This is a genomic window from Streptomyces sp. NPDC104581, assembly GCF_055583685.1.
Window position 1 is genome coordinate 233,041 of record NZ_JBVJNN010000004.1, and the last position, 24,313, is coordinate 257,353.

Sequence of the window (24,313 nt, forward strand, 5' to 3'; positions counted from 1 at the left end):
CGCGGGTCAGCCGCCGAGCCGGGCAGAGTCCTTGGCGCCGTTGCCGGTACGGTCCGCCGCGGGGCCCTGGGCGGGGTTCGCGCCCGGGTTCCCGGCGGGCGGCGGTACGGAGCCGGCCAGCCCGTCCTTGGTCAGGTCGCGGCCCCTGGTCTCCTTGGCCACCAGGACGGTCAGGACGGTGACGAGCGCGGCGGCGCTGAGGTAGATGGACACCGGCACGGACGAGTCGTAGTCCTTGAGCAGTTCGACCGCGATGAGGGGGGCGAGCGCGCCGCCGATGATCGAGGCGAGCTGGGAGCCCATGGAGGCGCCGGAGTAGCGGACCTTCGTGTCGAACATCTCGGAGATGAAGGCCGCCTGCGGCCCGTACATCGCCCCGTGGAACAGCAGGCCCACCGTGACGGCGAGGGTGATGACCGGGAACGACTCGGTGTCCAGGAGGGCGAAGAAGGCGTACGCCCAGCCGACCATGCCGATCGCGCCGATCTGGGTGACCGGGCGGCGGCCGAGCCGGTCGGAGAGGGCGCCCCAGAGCGGGATGGTGACGAAGTGGACCGCCGAGCCGATCAGGACCGCGTTGAGGGCGTCGCTCTTGGGCAGTTCGAGGTGGACGGTGACGTAGACGAGGACGAAGGCGGTGAGGATGTAGTACGAGACGTTCTCGCCGAACCGGGTGCCGATCGCGACCAGCACCTCGCGCCAGCTCTTGCGGAACACCTGGACGACGGGCGCGTCCTCGGTGACCGCGGCGACGGTGCTCTTGGCTCCCCCGGCCGTCTCCGCCCTGCGGGCCGCCTCGGCGGCCTCGTCGGCCGCCTTCTGCTGCGCCTCCAGGAAGACCGGCGACTCCTCGACCGAGATCCGGATCCACAGGCCGATCACGACCAGCACACCGGAGAGCAGGAACGGGATGCGCCAGCCCCACGCGAGGAACGCCTCGTCGGACTGGACGGCGGCGAGCAGCGCCAGGACGCCGGTGGCCAGCAGGTTGCCGCCGGGCGCGCCCGCCTGCGGCCAGGAGGCCCAGAAGCCGCGCCGCTTGTCGCCGCCGTGCTCGGAGACGATGAGGATCGCGCCGCCCCACTCGCCGCCGAGCGCGAAGCCCTGGACGAGCCGCAGCACGGTGAGCAGGATCGGCGCGCCGACACCGATGGTCGCGTGGGTGGGGAGCAGGCCCATCGCGAAGGTGGCGCCGCCCATCAGCAGCAGGCTGAACACCAGGAGTTTCTTGCGGCCTATCTTGTCCCCGTAGTGGCCGAAGACGATGCCGCCGAGCGGGCGGGCGGCGAAGCCGACGGCGTAGGTGAGGAAGGCGAGGAGCGTGCCGACGAGCGGGTCGCTGCTGGGGAAGAACAGGGTGTTGAAGACCAGTGCGGCGGCGGAGCCGTAGAGGAAGAAGTCGTACCACTCGATGGTGGTGCCGACGAGGCTGGCCGCGACGATCCGGCCGATGTTGGCCCGTCGGGGTGGTTGTGTGGAGCTGGGGACGCTCATGGTGGAGTCACCGCGTTTCGTTGGGCGGGCAGGGACGGGGGTGCGGGGCTGGGCGGGAGCGGAGTTCTCTGGTGGCGGGTGGGGGCGCCGGGTGGGTCAGCCGGCGCCCCAGCCGCCGTCGACGGGGAGGGAGGAGCCGGTGATGTAGCCGGTGTCGGGGCCGCAGAGCCAGAGGCAGACCGCCGCCACCTCCGCCGGTTCGATCAGGCGCTTGATGGCGGAGCGGTCCAGCAGTACGTCGGTGACGACTTCGTCCGGGGAGATCCCGTGTGCGGCGGCCTGGGCGGCGATCTGTCCTTCCACGAGCGGGGTGCGGACATAACCGGGGTTGACGCAGTTGCTGGTCACCCCGTGCCGCGCGCCTTCGAGCGCGGTCACCTTGCTCAGTCCCTCCAGGCCGTGCTTGGCGGCGACGTAGGCGGACTTGAAGGGGCTGGCGCGCAGTCCGTGCATGCTGGAGATGTTGACGACGCGGCCCCAGCCGCCCGCGTACATGTGCGGCAGGCAGTGCCGTATCAGCAGGAACGGGGCGGTGAGCATCACCTTCTGCATCAGCTCGAACCGGTCGGGCGGGAAGTCCTCGATGGCCGAGACGTGCTGGAGTCCGGCGTTGTTGACGAGGATGTCCACGTCGGCGGGGAGCCGGTCGATCGCGCCGGTGTCGGCGAGGTCCACGGTGTGGCTCACGCCCCCGGTGTCGGCGGCGACGGCCTTGGCCGCGTCGGCGTCGCGGTCGACGATGTGGACGAGGGCGCCGGCTTCGGCCAGCGCCTCGGCGCAGGCCCGTCCGATGCCGCTGCCGGCACCGGTCACCAGGGCGGTGCGGCCGTTGAGCGCCCGTCCCCCCGCGCTCGGCGCGGAGGGATCGGGGCCTGCGTGACTTGGGCTCTTCATGGCCGGAACGGTAGAGACACCTGAACCGACATCCCATGTGACGGTTCACCACAGTGGATGCCGGTCGGGTGGTGTCGCCCACCACAGGGCTTGCCGGGAGCAGCACATTGTCACGCTGTGTGACTCCTCCCGGCCCGCCCGGTCGTCCTCGGCTACCCGCCGAGGGGGCACCGGGTGAGCAGCGTGGCCGGATCCGCCCCCTCGGGCGGGGGGAGCGTCCGGCTCGGCGGCGGGCGCCTGCCGTCGTCCAGCCAGCGTTCCAGGGCGGTGGTGGCCGAGCGGTGGCACGGCACCAGCGGGCGGAGCCGGTCGGGGAAGCTGTCGTAGAGCGAGTCGACGTGGGTGCCGCCCTCGACCCGGTAGTACCGGTGCAGCGCGCCCCGGCCCTTCTCGCGCACCATCCGGGCGTAGGTGTCGGAGGTCTTGGAGATCGGCAGCAGTACGTCGAGTGTGCCGTGGAAGCTGATCAGCGGTTTGCCGATCCGGCCGGTCAGCCGGATCTTCCCGATGGCGTCGCGGACGGTGTCCGGCCGGGACGCGTAGTCGTAGTCGGCGTCACAGGCGGGGGTTCCCGGCGCGCAGAAGGGTGTCCCGGCCTCGGTGTCACCGTCGTAACCGGGGTCGACCTCCTCGCGGTAGATGCGCTGGGTGAGGTCCCAGTAGTACTGGTAGTGGTAGGGCCAGAGGAATTCGGAGCCGGCCGGGAATCCGGCCTTCACGATCTTCCGGTGTGCGGCGGGGGCTCCCGGCCCGCCGGCCGCGTAGTCGGGGTAGGCGCGGAGGGCGGGCGGCAGGAAGGTGAGGGGGTTCGGGTCCTCCGTACGCCAGAGGGTGCCTTCCCAGTCGACTCCGCCGTCGTACAGCTCGGGACGGTTCTCCAGCTGCCACCGTACGAGGTAGCCGCCGTTGGACATGCCCATCGCGAGGGTGCGGGTCACCGGCCGCTGATAGCGCTGGGCGGCCACCTCACGGGCGGCGAGGGTGAGTTGGGTGACCCGGCGGTTCCACTCGGCGAGGGCGTCGCCGGGCGCGGAGCCGTCGCGGTGGAAGGCGGCGCCGGTGTTGCCCTTGTCGGTGGCGGCGTAGGCGTAGCCGCGGGCGAGTACCCAGTCGCCGAAGGCCCGGTCGTTGGCGTACTGCTTGCGGACACCGGGTGATCCGGCGATCACGAGGCCGCCGTTCCAGCGGTCCGGCAGCCGGATCACGAACTGCGAGTCGTGGTTCCAGCCGTGACTGGTGTTGGTGGTGGAGGAGTCGGGGAAGTAGCCGTCGAGCTGGATGCCCGGGACACCGCTCGGGGTGGCGAGGTCCTTCGGGGTGAGTCCCGCCCAGTCGGACTCGTCGGTGTGGCCCGAGGCGACGGTCCCGGCGGTCGTCAACTCGGCCAGACAGGCGGCCTCTTGGTGTTCGGCGCCGGGGACGACGAGGGTGTCCGCCCCGGCGCAGTGGCCGGGCCGGCCGGTGTCGGCGGCGGGGGGCGAGGCCGCCGGGGCGGCGCCGATCGCCATCAGGGCCGCGGCGGCGAGACAGGCGGCGCGGATCCACCGGGACCGGGTTCGGCCGGCGGGAGCGCCGGGTGGGACGGGTGGGATGTGCTGTGGGACAAGTGGCATGGGCCATCACTCCGATACGAGGACACGGCACGCGGCACGTGCGGGGCTGCGGGACGCTACCCGCCCGTCAGGGGCAGCGGGCGTCGGCGAGGACGTAGTAACCCGTCGGTGACTCCTTCAGCGTGCGGATGACGAACGTGTTGTTGAGGCCCATGTTCTGGTTCGAACCCTTGGCGTAGACGTAGCCGCCGCTGGTGGTCGCCCGCCCGGCGCGCACGTGGTCGTAGTTGCTCGCGGTCCAGCAGGCCGCCGCCGTACCTCCGGTGCCGGCGGTGATCTGTGCCGAGCGCGCGCCCTCGGTTCCGTCCGCGCCGCGGGCGGCCACGCTGTACGCGTGTGTGGTCCCGGCGCTCAGACCGCTGTCGGTGTAGCGGGTGTCGGTCGGCTGGGCCAGGCGCGTACCGCCCCGGTAGACGGCGTAGCCGGTCGCGCCGGCCACCGGCTCCCAGGCGAGGGAGATGGCGGAAGCGGTCGTACCCGTGGCCCGCAGTCCGGTGGGCGCGGGGAGTTGGCCGGGACCGGGTGCGGTCGTGTCGAGCCCGAAGAAGCGGGTCACCCAGTAGCTGGAGCAGATGGAGTCGATGAAGTTCGCGGTGCCGGTCGCGCCGCACTGCTCGGCGCCGGTGCCGGGGTCGACCGGGGTGCCGTGTCCGATGTTCGGGACCTTGTTGACCTCCACGGCGACGGTGCCGTCACCGGCCAGGTACTCGTCCCTGCGGGTGTTGTTGGCGCCGATGGTGGAGCTGCGGTCCGGGGTCTGGTCCAGGCCGTGCACCTGGGTCCACTGGTCGCGCAGTTCGTCGGCGTTCCTCGGGACGACGGTGGGGTCGTTGTCGCCCTGCCACACCGACACCCTCGGCCACGGGCCGGTGTGTCCGGGATGGCCGTTCCGTACGCGCTGCGCCCAGTCCTGGGGCGTACGGTCCACGCCGGGGCTCATGCAGGTGAACGCCGCCAGGACGTCCGTGGCGCACTCGTACGGGATTCCGGCCATCACCGCGCCGGCCTTGAAGACGTCGGGGTAGGCGGCGAGCATGACCGCCGTCATGGCGCCGCCGGCGGAGAGTCCGGTGACATTGACGCGCCCCGCGTCGGCGCCGTAGGCGGAGACCGCGTGCGCGACCATCTGCCGGATGGACGCGGCCTCGCCCTGGCCGCGCCGGATGTCGGCGGCCTGGAACCAGTTGAAGCACTTGTTCGCGTTGTTGACCGATGTCGTCTCGGCGAGGACCAGCAGGAAGCCCTGGCGGTCGGCGAAGGTCGTCAGGCCCGAGTTGTCCGCGTAGATCTGGGCGGACTGCGTACAGCCGTGCAGCGCGACCACGACGGGCGCGCCGGCGGGCAGGGACGCGGGCCGGTAGACGTACATGTTCAGGGCGCCGGGATTGGCGCCGAAGCTCGCCACCCGCTCCAGGGTGACGGCCGCCCGCGCCTCGGGCGCGGGCGGGAGCAGCGCGACGCCGGTCGCCAGGGCGAGGACGGCCGCGGCGCGCGCGAGGACGCGGCGCAGCCGCCCGCGCCGGGTGGGGGGCCGTGTGACGGACCGGGTCGGTTCGGAAAGCGGTGTGTGGGACAACGTGACCTCCAGTGGGGTGCGGTCACCGTAGGAAGCGTCCCGCCCGCCCCGGAATGTGTCGGTGCTCCACAACCCGCCCCCCACAAGGGCGTCACCACCTGTTGCGGGATGGGCGCCGCGCTGCTAAGCCGTGTCTGACAAATGGCGGCGTCCGCCCGTAGGGCGGGGCTCGCGGCGGCTGGTGCGGTGCATCGCGAGGCGGAGGATCGGACTTGTACCGGGCGTACTCGGCCGGGTCCGACAACGCGGCGAGGTGCCGTACCAGGCGCCGCGGGCCAGGCGGGATTTGTCAGACACGGCCTAAGCGGTGTCCGCGGCCGGCCGTCCGGCCCCCGCCGACAGGGCGGGTGTCAGATCCGCGCCGGTGGCGGCCCGTACCTGATCCACCGTCACCCCCGGTGCGAGTTCCCGCAGCAGGAAGCCGTCCGCGGTGATGTCGAGCACGGCGAGATCGGTGATCACCCGGTGCACCACGGCCGAGCCGGTGAGCGGCAGGGTGCACTCCGGCAGGAGTTTCGGCGATCCGTCCTTCGCGGTGTGCTCCATGAGCACGATCACCCGCCGGGCGCCGTGCACCAGGTCCATCGCCCCGCCCATCCCCTTGACCATCCTGCCGGGGATCACCCAGTTCGCGAGATCGCCCGAGGCGGAGACCTGCATGGCGCCGAGCACGGCGACGTCGATGTGTCCGCCGCGGATCATCGCGAAGGAGAGCGCGGAGTCGAAGTACGAGGCGCCGGGCAGGACCGTCACCGTCTCCTTGCCCGCGTTGACCAGGTCCGGGTCCACCTCGTGCTCGTACGGGTACGGGCCGGTGCCCAGGACGCCGTTCTCGGACTGGAGGACCACCTCGACACCGTCGGGCAGATGCTCCGGGATCAGTGTCGGCAGACCGATGCCGAGATTGACGTACTCGCCGTCGCGCAGCTCGCGGGCGGCGCGGGCGGCCATCCCCTCACGTGTCAGAGCCATGCCCCACCGTTCCTTCCTCACGGGCGCGCACGGTGCGCCGTTCGACGCGTTTCGCGGCGGCCGGGTCCCCGGCCCGTACGGGAACGACCCGCTGGACGAAGACGCCGGGCAGATGGATGTCGTCGGGGGCGAGTTCGCCCGGTTCGGCCAGCTCCTCCACCTCGGCGACGGTGACCCGTCCGGCCATGGCCACCAGGGGGTTGAAGTTCCGGGCGGAGGCGTGGAACCGGAGATTGCCGTGCCGGTCGCCGACCGCCGCCCTGACCAGGGCGAAATCCGTGGTGACGGCCTCTTCGAGCAGATACTCGCGCCCGCCGAAGGTACGGGTCTCGCGGGGCGGCGACGCGACGGCGACGGAGCCGTCGGCGCCGTGACGCCACGCCAGTCCGCCGTCCGCGACCGGGGTCCCCGTGCCCGCCGGGGTGTAGAACGCGGGGATGCCGGAGCCGCCGGCGCGCAGCCGTTCGGCGAGGGTCCCCTGCGGTACCAGCTCCACCTCCAGCTCGCCGCTGAGGTACTGGCGCGCGAACTCCTTGTTCTCCCCCACGTAGGAGCTGGTCATCCGGGAGATCAGCCCGCGCCGCAGCAGCAGTCCGAGACCCCCGTCGTCCACTCCGCAGTTGTTGGACACCACCCGCAGTCCGCCGGTCCCGCGCGCCAGCAGCGCGTCGATCAGCACTCCGGGGACACCGCAGAGCCCGAAACCGCCCACCCCCAGCGATGATCCGCGCGAGATGTCCGCGATCGCGTCCGCGGCGCGGGCGACCACCTTGTCCACACTCATCCGATGCCTTCCGTCGACTCCGGCCGAGACTAGGAAGGGTCTCCCGTACGCGGCCATGGCGACGGACCACACAACTGTGCGGTCCTCCATGGCGTTTCGCCCGCCGCCCCGGCAGGTACATATCCCAAGGTCACCGCCCTGGACCCGGACCGTTCCGGACCGCGGACGGGTGGTGCGGTGCGAGATCGAGGTGATCGACGCCATGTTCGGATCCAGTGGTGCGGCGGACGGGTCCGCCGACTCCCCTTCTCCTCAGTCCCCTTACGGCCGACCGGTGTTCACCGCCGACTTCTCGTCGCGGGACCAGTGGGTGGCCGGCCGTTCCTGGGCGTATCCGGGCGGCGGCCCGGTGAACCCGGGCGACGACAAACTGGACCACCTCACGGCGGACCCCGGGTACAGCCGATCCGGTGTCCTCCGCGCGACACGCATGCCCGAGGGCACCTGGCTGACCGGGCTGTTGACCACCGAGGGCAGCGCCGACGGCTTCATGGTCCGCACGGGCGACATCCTGGAGACCCGGGTCCGTCTCCCCCGCGAGCGGGGGGCGTGGCCGGCGGTCTGGACATGGCTGGACGGCGGCAACGAGATCGACGTGTTCGAGTACCACCCGGACAATCCGGATCTGCTGGAGCTGTCGAACCATGTGAACGGCGGCCGGCACTACCACCGCGACCCGGCGATCCGCCCGGGTGCCCGGGTGGACTTCGAGATCCACTTCGGTGCCCGCTCCGTCGTCTGGCACATCAACGGCGCCCGCGCCTTCGAGGACCGCACCGGCGTGGGCCGGAACTGGCGGGCCCACCTCATCGTCAATCTGTCGGTCTGCGCGGGCCGCTACCACCCGCCTCCGGAACCGACGACGACGGAGATGTCCTACGAGGTGAACGGGCTCCGCGTGTACCGGCCCTGAGCCGGGGCAAGCCGCCGCGACACCGCGCGGCGGCCGTGGGCCGGCGCACTCAGCCGGCCCGCTCCGGTGCGTCCGGCACGGCCCCGTTGGCCTCGACCCACCGACGGCGGTGCTCGGCCGCCAGGTCGCCGGCCTGCGCCACGACCGCCGACGGGAGCCTGCGTACGCTCAGTTCACCGAGCGCGGTCCGCATACCCGCCACGAAGCGCCGGCCCGTCGCCGTGAGGTCCTGACTGGCCGTCAACTGTGTCACGCCCGTACCCACCGCATCGCGCCAGCGCGCCAACTCCAGCTCCGCCGTACGCGCTTCGTCAGGTCCGTTCGCCGAACGCAGGCATCGGTTCCAGTACTGGGCGACGCCGAGGAAGGCGTACGTGCCCTGGAGCAGCCCGGCGAGGGGCCGGGGGTCGCCGCGCCAGGGCGCGTAGTAACGGGCGGCCGGGTCGTCCGTCGCGAAGAAGTCGAAGAGATGCAGGAGCGCGCTGAGTTTGTTGTGCTGCGTCTCATGGGTGAACGCCAGCGCCACCGCGCCGGCGGAGGCGGGCGAGGAGAGCGCCAGACAGCCGAACGCCTCCGCCGAGCTGCAACTCGCGCCGGCCGGGCCGGGCGACCGCAGCGGGACCAGCGCGCGCAGACCGCCCCCGACCTCGGCGGCTGTCCCCGGGTGCTCGGAGTCCAGCAGCCGCAGCCCCTGACCGATCGTCATCCGCCAGTGCGCGAACTGCCGTTCCGTCAGCCGGGGAGCGCGCCGCGCCGGGGGAAACGCGTGCGGATCGAGGTCGTCCAGCAGCAGCGGCCCGCCGTCTCCCAGGACCGCCGCCCGGCGCACCCCGAGCCACTCGTCGCCGTCCTCCCAGTACCGCGCCGGGACGTTCACACGGCGGCCGTTCACCTCCACGGCGGCCCGCGGGCCACCGTGCACCAGGGCCGTCTCACCGTCCCGGACGCCACGGAACCGGGCCAGTCCCATGGAGGGCAGGAGCACCCCCTCACCACTGACGGGCACCGCCACCGTCCCGGTCAGCCCGGTCCGTACCGCCGCGGCGGCGGCCAGCGCGGTCAGGGGCGACAGCGAGGCCGGTGCCGGAGCCGGTTCGCCGAGGGCGCGCAGACTGTGCAGCAGCCCCAGGCCCGTCGCGCAGTAGCAGAGGAGTTCACGCACCACGCCGGGTGAGACGTGCCGCGCGGCGCCCAGCAGCGACCACGCGCGGCGCGCGTCGGCTCCCGCCGCCCCGCCCCGCTCCTCGGCCCGGTCCACCACGGCGCGCAGCAGGACGAGCCGTCTGCTGTGCTCGGAGCCGGCGAACACCGCGACCGCCTCGGCACCGCCGCCGCCTGCGGCGATCCGGTCGAACAGCGCTCCGGTCATGCGGTACGGGGAAAGGGTCACGCCGCCTTCGTGCAGCACTGTGCTCTCCCCGTGACGATCATTCGGCCCCTGCACGCCAAGGATTCTTCTCCCCCGGTTCGACAGTCAAGGGCGCGAATTGGCCTGGGGGCGCGGACGGGAGAACGGAACGTGCCCCAATCATTTCCCGCAGCGCCCTGGTAGGGGTTCTGACGGTCCGTTACCATGCCGATCCGGCACTTCTTCGCCTCGGTGACGCATTCCCACGAATTCCGTCGGACGGTGAGGGTGATCCACAATGACCGAGCACGGCGACGCGCACGGCGATCCGCGCGGCGACCTGGAATCCCTGATGGTGGATCTGTCGGAGCTGCCTTTCGAGGAAATCGAGCATTTGCCCGGCGCCGTACTCGCCTACGCCCTGCGCAGTGTCCGCGAGTCCGCCGATCGGCCTGATTTCCTGCTCAGCACGGACACGCCGGACGACAAAACCGCGGACCGGGGCGCCCCGATTCCGCCACGTTCCTTTTCCCAACTCATATACTGAACGCGCTCGCGCGAGGGATTCTGCGGCCAGAAGTGGAGCGACGATGTCCGAGGCCGATGTCGACATCCGCGGACCGCGGGTGGCCATGTTCTGTTCCACGGCGGAGAATATCGGGCAGACGTCGACCCTGCTCAGTGTCGCCGTGACGCTCGCCGCCTCCGGCCGACGGGTGCTGGTGCTGGACGCCAGACGGGCGGGGGTACGGGCCGCCGACATGCTCCGCCGGCTCCTCCCGCCCGGCGCGGAGCCCGACGACACCGGCCCGGCGGCCCCTTCCGTGCCCCTCCCGGCGGTGAGCACGCGAACGCCGTCCACGCTGCCTCCCGAGCGCCGGTGGCGGATCGCGCCCGGCCCCGACAGCCCCGTCCTGAGCCTGGTCACCCTCGACGAACTCGACGGGCTCAAGGCGCTGCCGGGCCGCGACGGGTTCCCCTTCGGCGAGTACGACCGGGTCCTGATCGACGCGCCGGTCTTCCGGACCGAGGACGAGCTGACCCGGTGGGCCCATCTCCCGCACACCCTCGTCACCTGCTTCTCGCTCAACTCGTGGTCGATCCAGGCCGCGGCGGCGCTGGCCGCCGGTGTCCCCGCCGCCGACGCACGCCTGATCGACGTCGTCGGGGTGGGCCTCCAGGCGGACCCCCGGATGGAGGACCAGCTGCGCCTGGCCCGCGACCGGGTGCGCGAGAGCTTCCAGCCGCTGTGGGGCGCGGGCCGGACCGGATACGTGGAGATCCCGTACGACGCGACGTACCAGCGGGCCCTGGCGCTGACGGCCGATCAGGGGGACGTGCCGGCCGACCGGCCGCTGGCTCCGAGCTTCACCCAGCTCGCCGAGACGCTCGGCTCCGGCCGCACGGGGGGCTCCCGGCAGGCGCTCGTGGTCCACGCGGCGCACCACCTCGCCTGGGCCGAGTGGATCGAGGCGCAGCTCGCGGCGGCCGGTGTCGCGGTCACCAGGCTCGGCTTCGCGGCCTACAACGGGCAGCGCCCGTCGCCCGACGCCATGGTGCTGCTGCTCTCCCCGACGGGCCTGCGCCCCGAGCGGGGCGACCTCCTCGCGGACCTCTCGCACCCCAATGTCCGTCTGGTGCTGGTGGAACAGGAGGCACCGCCCCGCCGGCTCTCCCACCACCAGCAGATCGACCTGCGCCATCTGCCCGAGCCCGGGGCGGTCGAGGCGCTGATGCGCGGTCTGCACCTGACGGCCGGCCGGCCGGCGCCCGGACCGCGCAGGCTCAACTTCCCGAATCGGCCGCGACGGCAGAACATCGCCCCCCGCAGCGCGTCCTTCGTCGGGCGTGACGAGACTCTCGACCGGCTGCGTACGGCGCTCGCCACGGCCGGCCGGACCGGCGGCATCTGCCGGGTGACGGGGCGTCCGGGAGTCGGGAAGAGCGAGATCGCCCTGGAGTTCTGCCACCGCTTCAGCGGTGGCTACGACGTGGTGTGGTGGCTGCGGGCCGTGACACCGAAGGAGCTGGACCAGGGCCTGACCGGGCTGGTCCGGGCCTTCCGCCAGGACGGGTCAGGCGATGTCGTCGAGTCCGTCAGGCAGTTGCAGCGGACGGCCGCGAATCGTGACGAACGGTGGCTGCTGATCTGCGACGACATCGCGACCGCCGCCGAACTGGAGAAGATCGGGGGGCTGTTGCCCCGTCCGTCGGAGCACTGCCAGGTGCTGGCGACCGTACGGGGCACCGACGGCGCCGCGGACTCCGGGGCGGTGGTGGTCGAGCCGTTCACCGCCGAGGAGAGCGAACTGCTGCTGTCGGTGATGGTGCCCAACCTGCCGTCGGCCGCCGCCCGCCGGGTCGGCCAGACGGTCGGGCTGCTGCCGCTGAGCGTGGCCCTGGCCGCCGCGTGGCTGGATGTGGAGACGGCGCGCGGTGTCGACACGGACAACCTCATGCGTACGGAGGCGATCCGGCGGGCGGTGGAGCGGTTCACCGAGCTGTTCGGCCGGCATCAGCGGCGGCTGCTGCACGACATGCCGAAAGTACCGCTGCCGCGTGTTCTGCTGGAGGTCGCGTTCGCGTCGCTGGAGGAGACGGCGGCGGCCCATGTGTGGTCGCGGGTGGCGGGCGGCAGCGACCCGCTGGTCTGGCTGGCCGAGGTGTGTGCCCTGCTGGCGGGCGCGGGGACGGACCTGCCGCTGCTGCGGTCGCCCCAGATGCAGGCGGCCGTGGTCCGGCGCCGCCGTGAACCCCCGTCACCCGGTGACGCGCCCATGTCGGGTCCGGCCCGGGAGCCGGGCGACGGCGCCCATCTCGACGAACCGCTGATGATCGACGTGGCCCTGTGGGCGCTGAACCGCTACGGGCTGGTCGACTTCGACTTCGCCCGCCCCGACGAACCGGTACGGATGCACGCGGTCGTCCGGGAGCTCATCGTGCGGCGCATGGGATCCCGGCAGGCCGGCCGGGAGGCGGAGTTGCGGGAGGTCGTCGGCCGGTACGAGCCCGCCGCCGACGGCGCCGTACGCAGGGAGGGCCCGCGGGCCAGGGAGTACATGGAGCGGCGGGCCCGCCAGATCGAGGCGCTGAAGCTGTGGGACGACGCGCGCCCCCAGGTGCGCGGCCGGCTGCTCGGTCATCTCCACGACCTGGTGCGCTCGGGTGACAAGGTGTCGCTCGAAGAGGCCCTGCGGATCGGGGAGTTCGCGGTCAACTCGTGGCAGGACGGCCGGACCCCGGAGTATCTGAGACTGCTCGCGCTGAAGTCCCAGGCGCACCGGCGGCTCGGTCAGTACGGCCACGCCGGGCGGCTCGCGCGCACCTCCCTGCACGGCTACCGCGCGCTCCTCGGTCCGAACCACCCCCGCGCGCTCCAGACCAACAGGCTCTACTCGGCGGGCCTCAGGGCCGTGGGCAACTTCTCGGACGGGCTGGCCGAGGACGACAGCGCCGCGCAGAGCATGCTGGAACTGCTGGGGCCCCGGCACGATGCGACCGCCCTGGTGGAGCACACGCTGGCGCTGTCCCTGGCGCTGAACGGCGACTACCACAAGGCACTGCGGCTGCTCCAGAACCTGCACAACCAGCGACGGGCGATCAACGGGCCCGACAGCGCCCGGGTGGTGGAGCTGGTGCCGTTCCTCGCCGCCATGCACCGCAATCTCGGGCAGAACGCGGAATCGTTCGACCTGCTGAAGAGGCTGATGCTGCGCCGCTCCTCGGCCCAGGCGAACCCGCTCGGGGTGCCGCTGCGGGTGGACGCCGAGAACGGTCTCGCGGTGAGCGAGCGCAGGCTCGGCCGCCCCGACGAGGCCAGGGAGCGCGACCTGCGGGTGCTGGAGCTGGCGCTGGAGAGGCTCGGTGAGGTTCATCTGGCCACGCTGCGCTGCCGGTTCAGTCTGGCGGTGGATCTCTGTGTGCTGGGTGAGTTCGATGAGGCGGTGGCCGAGACCGAGCGCTGTCTGACGCGTGTCGAGGGCACTCTGGGCGCCGCCCATCCGTTCGCGCAGCTCTGCCGGGTGCGGCTCGGGGTCCATCTGCGGTACGCCGGGCGGCACGCGTCCGCGCTGGAGATCGGTACCGCCGCGCAGTCGGCACTGCGGGAGCGGATGGGCGGTGGCCACCCCTGGGTCATGGCGGCGGCCGTGGGCGTCGCAGGCGCGCTCTTCGAGACCGGCCGGCTGGACGAGGCGGCGGCGCTGGAGAAGTTCGCCCGTGACGGCTACGACAGGCTGGAGATGGCCCGGCATCCGTACCGGGCCGTCGCGGCGGACAATCTGGCCATCACCGAGGCGGAGCTGAGGGGCGGGCCGCGGACTCCGGAGATGGCGCGGCGGCGCGGGGACATCGACATGGAACTGCCCGGCGTGTGACATCGGCGGGCGGCGGGCCCGGGGAGGGGAACGGAGTGGACATGACGGAACAGGCCGGTCTCGACGAATCGGCGCGGACCCGTGCCGAGTTGCTGAAGGCGGACCACTGGACCGACGACGCCTACGACGAGTTCGCCCGGCGGTGTCTGGCCGCGGCCCGCAAGACGCCCCTGTTCCGGGGCATCGCGCACTTCAGCAACAACATCGTGGATTTCGCGGTGCGGCCCGCGGGCGCGGACCCGTTCCCCGCCGCCGGCGGCCTGCCGTGGGACGAGGAGGTGGAGACGGAGGGCCGGCCGGGCCGCCAACTGCTGCGCTGCGTGGCGGACTTCAGTACGACACTGGACCGGCTGGAGACCGGCTATCTGATGCGGGTGCTGGCCGTCACCTCCGGCGGGGCGATGCACTACGGACGGCTCAAGGGCGGCCAGCACCTGGTCTCCGTCACCCTGGCGGACGAGGGGGTGGACGGGCTGGACTGGATGATGAACGACACGGTCGCGGAGATCCGTGAGGAGGTCCTGCACCAGCCGGACGAGCACATGGGCGGTGACAAGAACCGGCCGCTGCGGGCGCTGGACGGCCCCCAGGACATCAACTTCGAGGCGGACCGGACGGCGGACCAGGCGCTGGTGTCGGCGCTGCGGCGCGACTGGCGGACGCTGGTCAACCGGCACGACCTCCAGTACGCGGCGTACTACCGCGACTGGGCGCTGGTGTGCGCGGGTGACGCTCTCGGCGACCGGCAGATCAGTCCCCATCTGGTGGGCGTCGTGGCCGCGGCCAAGCGCGCGATGTACCACGACATCGCCTTCCGTCTCCGCCCGACGGTGGCCGGCCTGGCCGAGCCGCTGCGGTCGATCGGCCTGTCGGGGCTCACCCGGCTGGTACTGGACGTGCAGGAGGGCGCCGTCTACGTCCACTGGCTGGGCCGGGGCGAGGGGGACTTCGTCCTCGGTGTCACGCTGGACCAGTTCGAGGTGGCCAACGCGGAGGCCCGGCTGCGCGAGCTGGTCAGGGGGATCTCGGCAGCCGGCTCCTGACGACGGCGCGCATCGAGCGCAGCACGTCGCCCGCCAGCGCGGGCAGCAGTTCCGCCGGATCGCTGTCGTACGGCACGGCCGGCTCCTCCCAGGACCCCGTACGGTACGGGCCGCCGGGGCTCTCTTCGGCTGATCCGGCCGGGCTCAGCGGGGGCAGCACCTCGATGGAGATCTCGAAGCTGCGGCAGATGACGAAGAGGCTCTGGTGCTGTTCACGGTCGATGGGGCCGCCCTCGTCACCGCCGACGGTGCGCCACCAGTCGGCGAGGGACCGCTGGAACGCCTTGATGAGGTTGCGGGCGTGGGCGGCGGTGCCCAGGAGTTCCATCCGCCGGGGGCTGAAGTCCATGCGGTGCGGGCGCCCGCCGGGTGCGGCCATGCCGCTGCCGTCGACCCCGAGATCGGGGGACGGTTCGCCGGAGCCGTCGAGCAGCCGGTCCACGCCGGCGAACGCGGCGGTGAAGTAGGGCTGGACGGTGTCGGGCAGCGGGAGTTCGGGGCTGGGGGCCGCCGTGACCGCGCTCGCGTGCTGGTGCCGGGTGATGCCGACCTCGACGCTGTCGAGCCGCCGCATGATGTCGGACTGCTGGGCGGTGATGGTGTCGAGCCGGTCGCGTACCCGCTCCAGCTGGGCGTCACGGCTGCTGGTCCGGAGCCGGTCGGCGAGCTTGGCGACACCGAGGGTGAGGTCACGGGCGAACCGCCGCTCCCCCACGGCCAGCGGGACGGTGTCCGTCACGGCCGTGACGCGGTCCCGCATGGTGCGTGACACCTGCCCGTTCACCACGATGAGGACCTCGCAGTGGCTGGACCGGAAGACGTCGCGCACGGTGTCGGTGACGCGGCGGATGGCCTCGACGTCGTCGTCACCGAGGACGGAACCCACCGGCACGATGGCGATCCAGGAGGCGGCCGCGACCCGTACCCAGTACGGCGCGTGCCCGTGGCTGCCGATGACGGACTCGTTCAGCCCCTCCGGCCCGGCGGCGCGGCCCCACTGCTCCTCGGTGAGCGCCTTGTCGAGGAGGCTGTAGACCTCCTCCGTGGAGCGTGTCTCGTAGTCGGCGCGCACCGCCCGGTGGACGATCCGGCTGTCGATGGACACCGGCTCGCCGTGCGGCCCGAGCGCCGCGTTCCAGGCGCTCTCACAGATGCGCAGCGCTCTGCGCGGGACGCCGTCGGAGATGACGGCCACCTCGCCCACGGCGGGGCGGGTGAAGGGCGCGAAGGGCGGATCAGGGGCCGCGGCGTCCGCCCGTGGGGAGGGACCGCTCACATAGGCGCTGATGAGTTCCTCGGTCCGCCGCGCGTTCCAGTTGTTCAGCCAGAACGGCGACACCCGTTCGTGCAGGGACGGCGGGAGCTTGCCCCAGGAGTCCGGCTGGATGCAGAAGACGAGCAGACCGCCTTCGTTGACATAGCAGTTGACCAGCATCTCGAAGGCGTTGATGAAGAGCATGCGCTCCTTGCGCCGCCAGGTGTACACCTTCTCGAAGTCGTCCAGCACGAGTACGTACGGTTTCCCGACCTGCCCGTAGACGAAGCTGAAGACGGCGAGGGCGTCGAACGTCATCTGGATGCCGTCGATCGCGCCGGTGATGCCCCGGTCCCGCAGCGACTGCGCGGGCCGCTCACCCGACAGCCAGTCCCACACGTCGCTGTTGAAGGGTCTGCGCAGCAGCAGGGCCAGCGCGGTGGCGAAGGCGCGGTGGTCGGTCACTCCCTTGAGGTGTTCCCGCAGCCGCCGCTGGATCAGCTCCTGGTCCAGGTCGTAGGTCTGGGCGATCTTCTGCGGGTCGATCCGGCGTTCGCGCAGTCCCCGTACGTAGTCGCGCTCCTGCTCGCTCAGGAGGAGCGACTCGTCCCGGTCCAGGAGGTCCGCCACCACGTCGGAGTGGTAGTCGGTCACCGCTCGTTCGAGTTCGGCGCGGGCGTTGAAGTCGTCGCGCGGATGCATGATCCGGTTGCGGTAGACGGACCCCATGTCGGTGAAGGGCTGCCCGATCACCCAGATGGGCTGGGAAGTCCCTCTCTCCCGGACCGTGCCGATGAGTTTCTCGGCGATATGGCTCTTGCCCAGTCCGTAACCGCCGACCAGGGCCATGACACGACCTCGGACTCGGCCGTTCTCCGCCGACTCGAAATAGTCGGTGAGATGCTCCCGTAAATGCGGCCAGGGACCGCCCGGGATGTGAATCCGTTTCCTCGGGGAGTCGTTACCGACGGTGGTGGTGTCGTCGAAGCCTTCCAGCTGGACGCTGGTGCTGCCCCGAAATGGATTGGTTCTGCCGGGATTGCTGTCGATCTGACTCACTGCGGTGCTCCTCCCTGGTGAGACGGTCAGTAACGGCGTTGGACATCCGGCGGCGTCAACTCGTCGAAGTGCCGGCGTACGACTTCCGTGTCGATCCTGTCGTTGTATTCCCTGCGAGCCAGCTGGGCGATCTCGTAGAGATGTGTCTGCATGTCCCCGATGGTTTTGATCGGTGATGACGGCGCCGTGTCGATGACCTCGTCCGCCACGGACACGACCGGAGCCGGTATGCCGTCCACGGTCAGCCGGTGGCGGATATAGGTGGTCCAGTCCTCTTTCTCCAGCGGCCCCATCTCCAGATGGGTCACCGCTTCCGGCCTCTCGCCCAGCGCCGCGTGCAGCAGCGGGGCGAAGTCGATCTGCGACACCTCCAGGAACACCACGAGTCCACGGGTCGCGATCTCGTAGCACTCATTTATGAACCTAATGGACAATTCGGTGTGCGCCCATGGGACATGCGGCACGACGATCAGAGCGGACCGGTTGACACTTTTCAGGATTGTTTTCAGCCGGTGATATCCACTGTAGGGCTTGGAAGGATCCACGGTAAGTATTGACTCGCGTTCCGCCCGGTCCCACTCCGGTAGCTCCCTCAGGGTTTCGACGACACGCTCCAGGATCTGCGCGTCGATGGGCTCGAACAGCTCACCGGTACCGTCGATCCGCCCTCGGCCAAAGGATTCCCTTTTGTTCCGGTATCCATCCAGAACCACCACGAAGGAACTGGTCGGGCGATTTCTGGTACGCCATTTCTCGACCGTCCCCGGGTCCTCATCACCGAGCCCGTCGCGAGCAATGACACATTCCTGGAGACGGACGGCCAGATCGTGCACACAGTGGTGGATCAGACTTGTCTTGCCCGTTTTCTTGGCACCGCTGACGATAACGAGATGGCCGGGGCTGAATTCAACATCCACGAGATCCCACGGGCTCGGGCCCTGCACCTGGAATTTCTCCAGCAACTGCGCCACGTGGTCCACCGGCGCCCAGAGGTCGGAATGCCCCTCGAACAGCCAGGGGGCGAGGGGCGCGTACCTCTGCCACGGTCCGGCGCCCCCGGTCGGGACGCCGAAGAGATTGCAGGGCAACGGGCTGGTCGTCATGCGGTCAGGCCCCCGTGGCCGGGCCGCGGCGCGGCTGGTGGTCCGGCGGCGCGGCGACCGGGGGCGGTGTCCGGGGCCGCGAGGAGCGGGCCCGGCGGACGTACCGGCGGACGTGCCAGACAGGGCCCCAGGACATCAGCTCCCGGGCCCCGGTCGCCGTCGTGCTCAACTCCGCCCGGACGCGCCCGATCTCGGCCGCCCGCTCGTCCGCGCTCCACGGCCGCGCACCGCCCGCCGACTTGGCGTCGACCGCTTCCAGCGGATCGGCCAGCGGAAGGGCCCTGCCCAGGTCGTCGGCGGTACTGCCCCGCGTACCCGGCAGCCCGAGTCCGCGCAGCGCCGCCGCCAACGCGGCGCGGGCGGCGGCCACGTCACCGTGCGGAGTACGGGTGTTCTCCCGCCAGGCGGCGAGATAGGCCTCCGCCTCGTAGGAGAAGGTGCCGGACGCGCCGGTCAGCGCCGTGAGCCGCTCCCTGCGGCGCGAGGTGCCGCGCTCCACGAACTGGACGAACAGCGTGAACACCACACCCAGTGCGGCCAGCAGCACCGAGTCCCGGACACCGCCGCCGCCCTCGTCCTTCGCCTGGGCCGGCGCGTCGGGGCGGGCCGCCATCACGGCCTCGCAGACCCGCCCGAAGTCCTCCGGGTGGCGGTCGTACCACTGCTCGACGGTCAGGGTCCGTATCCGGTTCGGGCGCGGGATCAGACGGTCCGGATCACCGGTCACCGGCTTCGCCAGATCCAACTGCACCGCCGCGCGCACCATGTCCGCGCCCCGGGCGGGGTCGAGGCAGTAGACGGCCCGTGCGTCGTCCTGCTTCTGGTCCGCGAACGCCACGGACGGAACCACGACCACCCACACCACCACGCATCCCAAGGCGGCCAGACCCACCCCCACCCGGTCCATCGCTCCCCCCTCCCGGTGTCTCTCTCGTTCTCCCCGCTCCCGGCGGTCAAATCACCTCGGGGACAGTGCCCGTGGGGCCGTCGGCCGCCGGTGTCGTGCGTGCCGCCCCGCCGTCGGCGGTCCCGGGCCTCTCGGTCCCGGGTCCCGCGCTCCCGGGCCCCGCGGTCCCCGGGCCGTACGGCGCCGCCGGTCTCTCCCGGCCCCCCGGCAGAGCGGGCGGCGGTGGTGGCGTGACGTCGAGCTTCCGGTCGAGCAGCCGGTTGGCGCCGTGGTGGAGCAGATTGACGACGAGGATCGCGGGCCCCACGACCCCCGCGGTGCCCGGGAACTGAGGTTCCAGCGCCAGGGCGAGCAGGATCGCCGTGATGCCGTTCTGCTGGCCGAGTCCCAGGTAGTAGCGGTCGACACGGCTGATGCCCGGCACCAGCCAGGGCCCGGCGAGCAGCGCGGCCACCATCTGCGCCCCGAACGCCGCCGCGCCGAGCGCGAGTCCGGGCAGCGGATCGATCCCCTGCGCGAGCAGTACACCCAGGAAACAGGCGGCGACCAGGAAGGCGGCCGACACGGTCCGGTCGACGTAGGGCTTGAACCGGCCGACCCGGACGAAGAGTCCGGCCAGCGCGACGGCGAGCACCAGCATGTACGCGGCGGCGACCAGGATCAGCACGGCGACGAGCAGCAGCGCGAGTACGTCGGCCCGGCGCGCCGCGACGGAGCGGACGCCCGACCCGTCGCCCTCACCGCTGTCCGCCGAGGCGGTGCGGGGCCCGCCCCCGGTACGCCGGCCGGCCGTGAGACACCGCACCAAGTGCCAGACGAGCAGGGCGATTCCGAAGAGAACCACATTGGCGAGGGTGGTCAGCAGGAAGTCGGCCCCGGCACCCTGGTCGGGCGCCATGGACACCGCGCCGTCACCTCCGCCGGCCCGCACCGCCAGCACGGCGAAGTAGAAACTGAGCAGCACGGTCATCGGGTCGTCGAAGGACGCCCAGGCCGAGAGCAGGGTCTTCGCCCGGCGTGACATCCGGTGGCGGGCCCCCATGGCGGCCACGGAGAGCGGGTCGATCTGGGCGACCGCGACACCGAGGACGACGGCTTCCGGGCCGCCGACCACCAGAACCATCACGGCGGAGATCAGCGCCGCTTTGAGCAGCACTCCCAGGGTGACGGCCACCACCACCGCGCGCAGGTTCTCCCGTACGTCGGCGGCCTCCAGATCGTGGGTGCTGCCGTAGAGACCGATCGCCAGCAGCACCCCGGCGGTGAAGGTGTAGAGCGGTAGCTCGGCCGGATTCCCCGGCCCGGTCACCAGACCGAAGGCCAGACCGGCGAGCAGCGCGCCGATCGCCGACAGGTACGTGCGCCGCGGCGACGCGCCGACCGCCGGGCCGCGTAACCGCCACCGTCTCCGAACCACTCCGGGTGCCCCCCGCATCCGATCTCGCCACACAAGATCGACGGTCGGAATCAACCGTCGTTCGCCGGTCGACCGGACCACGGACTTCGCGCGCATGACGGGACATCATGCCGCAAACGACGAGGCCCGAAGCGGCCGCGCCCGGCCATCCCCCGCCCGGTTGTCGGTCGCACATCGGGCCCAGCCGCCACATGGTGAATTGAGTGTAGGAAAGATGGCCGCTTCGTGTGAGTGGATGACAGAAATTGACCGATCTCAACACCATTGATTCTTTTGCTTATCGCTGAACGCCGGTGCATTACGACGTGCCTCCGGCGCACGCCCCGGCCGGAAAAGCGCCGGGACAATCCGTTCGAGACACCATCCTGGTCCGGCGGTGGCGCGCCGGCCGGGAGTCACTCCCCGAAGAGGCCGCCGAGAAGTCCGCCGAGCGGGTCCGTGTCGTCCGACGGGGGGTCGGTCGGGACGTCGTCGGAGGGGGTCGGGTCGCCTGAGCCCGCACCGCCGTCGGCGGCGCCGCCCGTGGGTGACTGCGAGGTCGTGGCCCCCGGCGCGCTCGGGCTCCCCGATGTCGCGGACGGCGACACGGAGCCGCTCTCCGACGGGGCCGGGCGGGGTGAGCCACTGCCCCCGGACCGTGCGCCGGCCGAGGGCTCCGGGGCTTCCCCCGTGCGTGTAGTGGCCCCCGAACCCGGTGCGCCGCTGACGCCCGGTCCGGCTTCGGGCACGCCGGGGCGCGAATCAGTGGGCGTGGGTGTGGAGTTGGCCGGGGCCTCGTCCTCGCTCTCCGTCATGCCCGGTACGGAGAGCCAGCCCGGCGCCGAACCGCCGCCGATCACCGCACCGCCGAGCACGACGGCGCAGCAGGCACCGGAACCGACCAGGGCCCAGCCGAGCCGCCGCAGACGCTTCCCGCGCGGAGCGGTCGGGGCGTCGACGTCTGTGTGCGGCGGCGGCTCGGCGTCGTACGACACGGAAGGAGCGGGCTCGGACGCGGTGCGCGCCGGCTCCGGGGCGGACGCCGCCTCCACGGGCTCGGGCTGCGGCTCCAGCGGCTGTGGCCCGGGCCCGAGTTCCGGGCCGGGCTTCGGCTCCAGCGGTTCGGGCTCGGGCCCGGCGACCGCAGAGGTCTCAGGAGCCTCGGGAGTCTCCTCGACCGGCACGTCCCCCTCGACCGGCTCGTCTCCCTCGACCGGCTCTGCGTCACCCGCCTTCGCCGCCTCCGAACCCCCTGCCCGCTCGGCCGACTCGGCGGCCATCCCGGCGACCACCCGCTCCAGCCTGTCGAGGCGCTCGCTCAGGTCCGACGCGTCGTCACGGGGAGTCTCCGCCCCCTCGGCATCGCCAGCTGCCCCGTGCTCTTCCACAACCGCCCCGCTCAGTGCGTCCCAGTCGTACGACGGATATCCAACGTCACCAATGAGACTAGTACTACCGCACAGCGGGCCCGCTCGGTCCGTCGCCCCGCTTCACACCCCTCGGACCGGCCCGGCACCGGAGCCGCGCAGCGCGTCGACCGCGATGCGGGCCGCCGTACCGATGACGGCGTCCGCCGCCGGCAGCGTGGCCGCGGGGCTGGCCGCGCGGGTGAACACCGCGACGGCGTAACGGCCGTGATCGGGGTACTCGACCACGCCGACCTCGTTACGGAGGGTCGGCGCGCTGCCGGTCTTGCCCGCGACCTGGACGTCGTCGAAGGGGAAGCCCGAGGCCAGCCGGTGCGGCCACACCTGGAGCGCGAGCAGTCGGCGTACGGCGGCGCCGTGTTCGGGCGCGCACGCCTCGTCGCGCCAGATCGCGCCGAGCAGGCGGGTCATGTCGCGCGGGGTGCTCCGGTTGGTGCGGGCGGGGTCCAGCGCGCGCATACGGGCGAGGACCCGGGGATCGGCCAGGGCCCGCGGGCCGCCCCGTCCGGCGTCCTCCCTGATGGTGACGAGGAAGTCGCGGAAGGTCTGGACGGCGTGGGTACGGGTGAGCCCGAGCCGTTCGGTGGTCTCGTTGACGGCGTCGATGCCGACGCGTTCCAGGAGGAGGTCGGCGGCGGTGTTGTCGCTGACGGCCATCATCAGGTAGGCCGCGTCACGCAGGGACAGACGTGCCGGGTCGAGCATGGCGGAGAGGCCGGTCGGCCCCGCCGTACGGTCCGCCCCGGGGCACTCGGTCTGTTCGGTCAGGTTCAGGCGCCCGGTCTCGGCGTGCCGGTGGAGCGCGACCAGCAGACAGAGCTTGTGGACGCTAGCGGTGACGACGGGCCGGTCCGCGCCCACGTCGATCTGGGCGCCGGAGTCGATGTCCGCCGCGTGCAGCCAGCCCGTGACACCGGCGGCGGCGAAGGCGGCGCGAATCCGGTCGCGCGGGTGGGCACGGGCCGGCGTGCCGCCGGAAGGCTCGGTCATATCCAGTACTCCGCCGCCGGGCGCAGCCGCGGTGGACCGGCGGACAGGTCGGGGCCGGCGGTGGCGGTACGGCCCAGGGCGTCGGTGACGGTGTCGGCGAAGGCCCGTACGGCGGCGTCGCCCCGCCCCTTGGGCCAGGCGGCCGAGTGTCGCCAGGCCAGCGGCGCACCGCTCAGCGGGCGCCAGACGAGGTCACGGTCCGCCGCCCGGTCGGCGTCACGCGGACCGAAGGCGACGGCCCGGCCGCCCAGGAGAAGACCCCGGATGAAGCTCGGGCCCTGGCCGTGCCGGACGGCGGTGGGCGTGTAGCCGTGGCGGGCGCAGGTGGTGAGCAGATCGTCGTGCACGGCCGGGGCGTGGGCGCGGGGGAAGAGGATCAGGTCGTGTCCGGTGAGCGCGGCGAGCGGGACCGTTTCGAGGCGCGCCTGCGGGGCGCCGCGCGGCAGCAGGACGCCCAGCTCGTGGCGGAGTACGGGGCCCAGCTCCAGCCCGGACACGTCGCAGGGGTGGTGGATGAGCCCGGCGTCCAGGTCGTGCGAGGCGAGCATGGTGAGTTGTTCGGCCGTCGTCAGCTCGTGCAGTTCCAGTTCGACACCGCCCTCGCGCTCCTGGAACCCGGCCAGGATCGCGGCGACGCTCTCCCCGGTGATGTCGGCGGGCAGCGCGGCGCGCAGCAGTCCGCTGTGGCCCTCCTGGATACGGCGGGCCGACGCGAGCAGTGCCTCGGAGTGGGCCAGCAGCTGACGGGCCTCGTCCAGCAGCAGCGCTCCGCCCTTCGTGATCGTCACCTGACGGCTGGTCCGCTCGAAGAGGCGTACGCCCAACTCCCGCTCCAGACGCCGGATGCGCTGCGACAGGGGTGGCTGCGCCACACCGAGACGCTGGGCGGCGCGGCCGAAATGTAACTCTTCCGCAACGGCCACAAAGCATTGCAGGTGCCTTATCAGGTCCACGACCAGCAACCATATCCCTGGTTGATCGATCCATGAGCCATTCGTGTCTTGGACATGGACGGGCGGGCGTTGTTCTCCTCTGGTCGAAGGAGGTGCGGACCGGCGAACGGACCGGTCACCGATGGATCCCGCGCCGGTCCGGCCCCCGAGCGGACCGGACCAGCCCCCCCGACTCCCCCCGCACGAAGCGCCCGGACGGGCGCCCCCGAG

The 24,313-nt window shown here is 72.0% G+C and carries 18 protein-coding genes; 4 read left to right on the plus strand and 14 right to left on the minus strand.

From position 1 onward, the window contains the following. Positions 1–6 precede the first annotated feature (6 nt). The 6 genes from ACZ61E_RS05890 to ACZ61E_RS05915 all read right to left on the minus strand — a co-directional run bounded on the left by ACZ61E_RS05890 (position 7) and on the right by ACZ61E_RS05915 (position 7,333). Entirely contained in the window at positions 7–1,494 is a 1,488-nt protein-coding gene (locus ACZ61E_RS05890; protein WP_469697870.1) for an MFS transporter, read from the minus strand. Positions 1,495–1,590: 96 nt separating this feature from the next. Then, a complete protein-coding gene (locus ACZ61E_RS05895) occupies positions 1,591–2,388 on the minus strand; it encodes a 3-hydroxybutyrate dehydrogenase (protein WP_469697872.1) in 798 nt (265 codons plus the stop codon). Positions 2,389–2,540: 152 nt separating this feature from the next. Continuing rightward, positions 2,541–4,001 carry a 3-hydroxybutyrate oligomer hydrolase family protein gene (locus tag ACZ61E_RS05900; RefSeq protein WP_469697874.1) on the minus strand — a complete coding sequence of 487 codons (1,461 nt, stop codon included), beginning with the start codon at positions 3,999–4,001 and terminating at the stop codon, positions 2,541–2,543. A 67-nt stretch (positions 4,002–4,068) separates the two neighbouring features. Then, a complete protein-coding gene (locus ACZ61E_RS05905) occupies positions 4,069–5,370 on the minus strand; it encodes an extracellular catalytic domain type 1 short-chain-length polyhydroxyalkanoate depolymerase (protein WP_469697983.1) in 1,302 nt (433 codons plus the stop codon). A 507-nt stretch (positions 5,371–5,877) separates the two neighbouring features. Further along, positions 5,878–6,549, minus strand: coding sequence for a CoA transferase subunit B (locus ACZ61E_RS05910; protein ID WP_469697875.1), 672 nt, complete (start codon positions 6,547–6,549; stop codon positions 5,878–5,880). After that, the gene (locus ACZ61E_RS05915; protein WP_469697877.1) at positions 6,533–7,333 is read right to left on the minus strand and encodes a CoA transferase subunit A; all 801 of its coding nucleotides are present in this window, start codon (positions 7,331–7,333) and stop codon (positions 6,533–6,535) included. Before ACZ61E_RS05915 ends, ACZ61E_RS05910 begins: the two co-directional genes overlap by 17 nt. Positions 7,334–7,535: 202 nt before the next feature. Here ACZ61E_RS05915 and ACZ61E_RS05920 point away from each other — a divergent pair, with 202 nt between their 5' ends. Beyond that, positions 7,536–8,246 (plus strand): beta-glucanase, encoded by a 711-nt coding sequence (locus tag ACZ61E_RS05920; RefSeq protein ID WP_469697879.1) that lies wholly within the window; start codon positions 7,536–7,538, stop codon positions 8,244–8,246. Positions 8,247–8,295: 49 nt separating this feature from the next. Here ACZ61E_RS05920 and ACZ61E_RS05925 read toward each other — a convergent pair whose 3' ends face one another. Beyond that, a complete protein-coding gene (locus ACZ61E_RS05925; RefSeq protein ID WP_469697881.1) occupies positions 8,296–9,636 on the minus strand; it encodes an HEXXH motif domain-containing protein in 1,341 nt (446 codons plus the stop codon). 256 nt (positions 9,637–9,892) lie between these two features. On the opposite strand from ACZ61E_RS05925, the gene ACZ61E_RS05930 reads away from it, so the two are divergent. Genes ACZ61E_RS05930 through ACZ61E_RS05940 form a run of 3 tightly spaced genes read left to right on the plus strand, consistent with a single transcriptional unit; the run spans position 9,893 to position 15,013 of the window. Next, positions 9,893–10,141 (plus strand): hypothetical protein, encoded by a 249-nt coding sequence (locus tag ACZ61E_RS05930; protein WP_469697883.1) that lies wholly within the window; start codon positions 9,893–9,895, stop codon positions 10,139–10,141. A 43-nt stretch (positions 10,142–10,184) separates the two neighbouring features. Beyond that, on the plus strand, positions 10,185–13,970 hold the full coding sequence (fxsT, locus tag ACZ61E_RS05935; RefSeq protein WP_469697885.1) for an FxSxx-COOH system tetratricopeptide repeat protein: 3,786 nt from the start codon (positions 10,185–10,187) through the stop codon (positions 13,968–13,970). Positions 13,971–14,011: 41 nt separating this feature from the next. After that, the gene (locus tag ACZ61E_RS05940) at positions 14,012–15,013 is read left to right on the plus strand and encodes a hypothetical protein (RefSeq protein WP_469697887.1); all 1,002 of its coding nucleotides are present in this window, start codon (positions 14,012–14,014) and stop codon (positions 15,011–15,013) included. Here ACZ61E_RS05940 and ACZ61E_RS05945 read toward each other — a convergent pair. The 7 genes from ACZ61E_RS05945 to ACZ61E_RS05975 all read right to left on the minus strand — a co-directional run bounded on the left by ACZ61E_RS05945 (position 14,985) and on the right by ACZ61E_RS05975 (position 24,073). Continuing rightward, positions 14,985–17,327 (minus strand): hypothetical protein, encoded by a 2,343-nt coding sequence (locus ACZ61E_RS05945; protein ID WP_469697889.1) that lies wholly within the window; start codon positions 17,325–17,327, stop codon positions 14,985–14,987. The two genes, ACZ61E_RS05940 and ACZ61E_RS05945, sit on opposite strands and share 29 nt — an antisense overlap. A gap of 26 nt (positions 17,328–17,353) precedes the next feature. Beyond that, on the minus strand, positions 17,354–18,430 hold the full coding sequence (locus ACZ61E_RS05950) for a hypothetical protein (RefSeq protein WP_469697891.1): 1,077 nt from the start codon (positions 18,428–18,430) through the stop codon (positions 17,354–17,356). Positions 18,431–18,434: 4 nt separating this feature from the next. Then, positions 18,435–19,337 carry a hypothetical protein gene (locus ACZ61E_RS05955; RefSeq protein WP_469697893.1) on the minus strand — a complete coding sequence of 301 codons (903 nt, stop codon included), beginning with the start codon at positions 19,335–19,337 and terminating at the stop codon, positions 18,435–18,437. Positions 19,338–19,383: 46 nt separating this feature from the next. After that, positions 19,384–20,754 carry a cation:proton antiporter gene (locus ACZ61E_RS05960; RefSeq protein ID WP_469697895.1) on the minus strand — a complete coding sequence of 457 codons (1,371 nt, stop codon included), beginning with the start codon at positions 20,752–20,754 and terminating at the stop codon, positions 19,384–19,386. Between the two features lie 395 nt (positions 20,755–21,149). Then, positions 21,150–22,121, minus strand: a complete 972-nt coding sequence (locus ACZ61E_RS05965; protein WP_469697897.1) for a hypothetical protein — start codon at positions 22,119–22,121, stop codon at positions 21,150–21,152. Between the two features lie 102 nt (positions 22,122–22,223). Further along, on the minus strand, positions 22,224–23,150 hold the full coding sequence (locus ACZ61E_RS05970; protein ID WP_469697899.1) for a serine hydrolase: 927 nt from the start codon (positions 23,148–23,150) through the stop codon (positions 22,224–22,226). Continuing rightward, complete coding sequence (locus ACZ61E_RS05975; protein ID WP_469697985.1) at positions 23,147–24,073, minus strand: LysR family transcriptional regulator; 927 nt, start codon at positions 24,071–24,073, stop codon at positions 23,147–23,149. The genes ACZ61E_RS05970 and ACZ61E_RS05975 overlap by 4 nt, the downstream gene beginning before the upstream one ends. Between the last annotated feature and the right edge of the window lie 240 nt (positions 24,074–24,313).

What these genes read in the sequence shown, in the direction of transcription:
- ACZ61E_RS05890 (WP_469697870.1), bottom strand. Translation starts at nt 1,494, where the DNA reads ATGAGCGTCCCCAGCTCCACACAACCACCCCGACGGGCCAACATCGGC.
- ACZ61E_RS05895 (WP_469697872.1), bottom strand. Translation starts at nt 2,388, where the DNA reads ATGAAGAGCCCAAGTCACGCAGGCCCCGATCCCTCCGCGCCGAGCGCG.
- ACZ61E_RS05900 (WP_469697874.1), bottom strand. Translation starts at nt 4,001, where the DNA reads ATGCCACTTGTCCCACAGCACATCCCACCCGTCCCACCCGGCGCTCCC.
- ACZ61E_RS05905 (WP_469697983.1), bottom strand. Translation starts at nt 5,370, where the DNA reads ATGTACGTCTACCGGCCCGCGTCCCTGCCCGCCGGCGCGCCCGTCGTG.
- ACZ61E_RS05910 (WP_469697875.1), bottom strand. Translation starts at nt 6,549, where the DNA reads ATGGCTCTGACACGTGAGGGGATGGCCGCCCGCGCCGCCCGCGAGCTG.
- ACZ61E_RS05915 (WP_469697877.1), bottom strand. Translation starts at nt 7,333, where the DNA reads ATGAGTGTGGACAAGGTGGTCGCCCGCGCCGCGGACGCGATCGCGGAC.
- ACZ61E_RS05920 (WP_469697879.1), top strand. Translation starts at nt 7,536, where the DNA reads ATGTTCGGATCCAGTGGTGCGGCGGACGGGTCCGCCGACTCCCCTTCT.
- ACZ61E_RS05930 (WP_469697883.1), top strand. Translation starts at nt 9,893, where the DNA reads ATGACCGAGCACGGCGACGCGCACGGCGATCCGCGCGGCGACCTGGAA.
- fxsT (WP_469697885.1), top strand. Translation starts at nt 10,185, where the DNA reads ATGTCCGAGGCCGATGTCGACATCCGCGGACCGCGGGTGGCCATGTTC.
- ACZ61E_RS05940 (WP_469697887.1), top strand. Translation starts at nt 14,012, where the DNA reads ATGACGGAACAGGCCGGTCTCGACGAATCGGCGCGGACCCGTGCCGAG.
- ACZ61E_RS05950 (WP_469697891.1), bottom strand. Translation starts at nt 18,430, where the DNA reads ATGACGACCAGCCCGTTGCCCTGCAATCTCTTCGGCGTCCCGACCGGG.
- ACZ61E_RS05955 (WP_469697893.1), bottom strand. Translation starts at nt 19,337, where the DNA reads ATGGACCGGGTGGGGGTGGGTCTGGCCGCCTTGGGATGCGTGGTGGTG.
- ACZ61E_RS05970 (WP_469697899.1), bottom strand. Translation starts at nt 23,150, where the DNA reads ATGACCGAGCCTTCCGGCGGCACGCCGGCCCGTGCCCACCCGCGCGAC.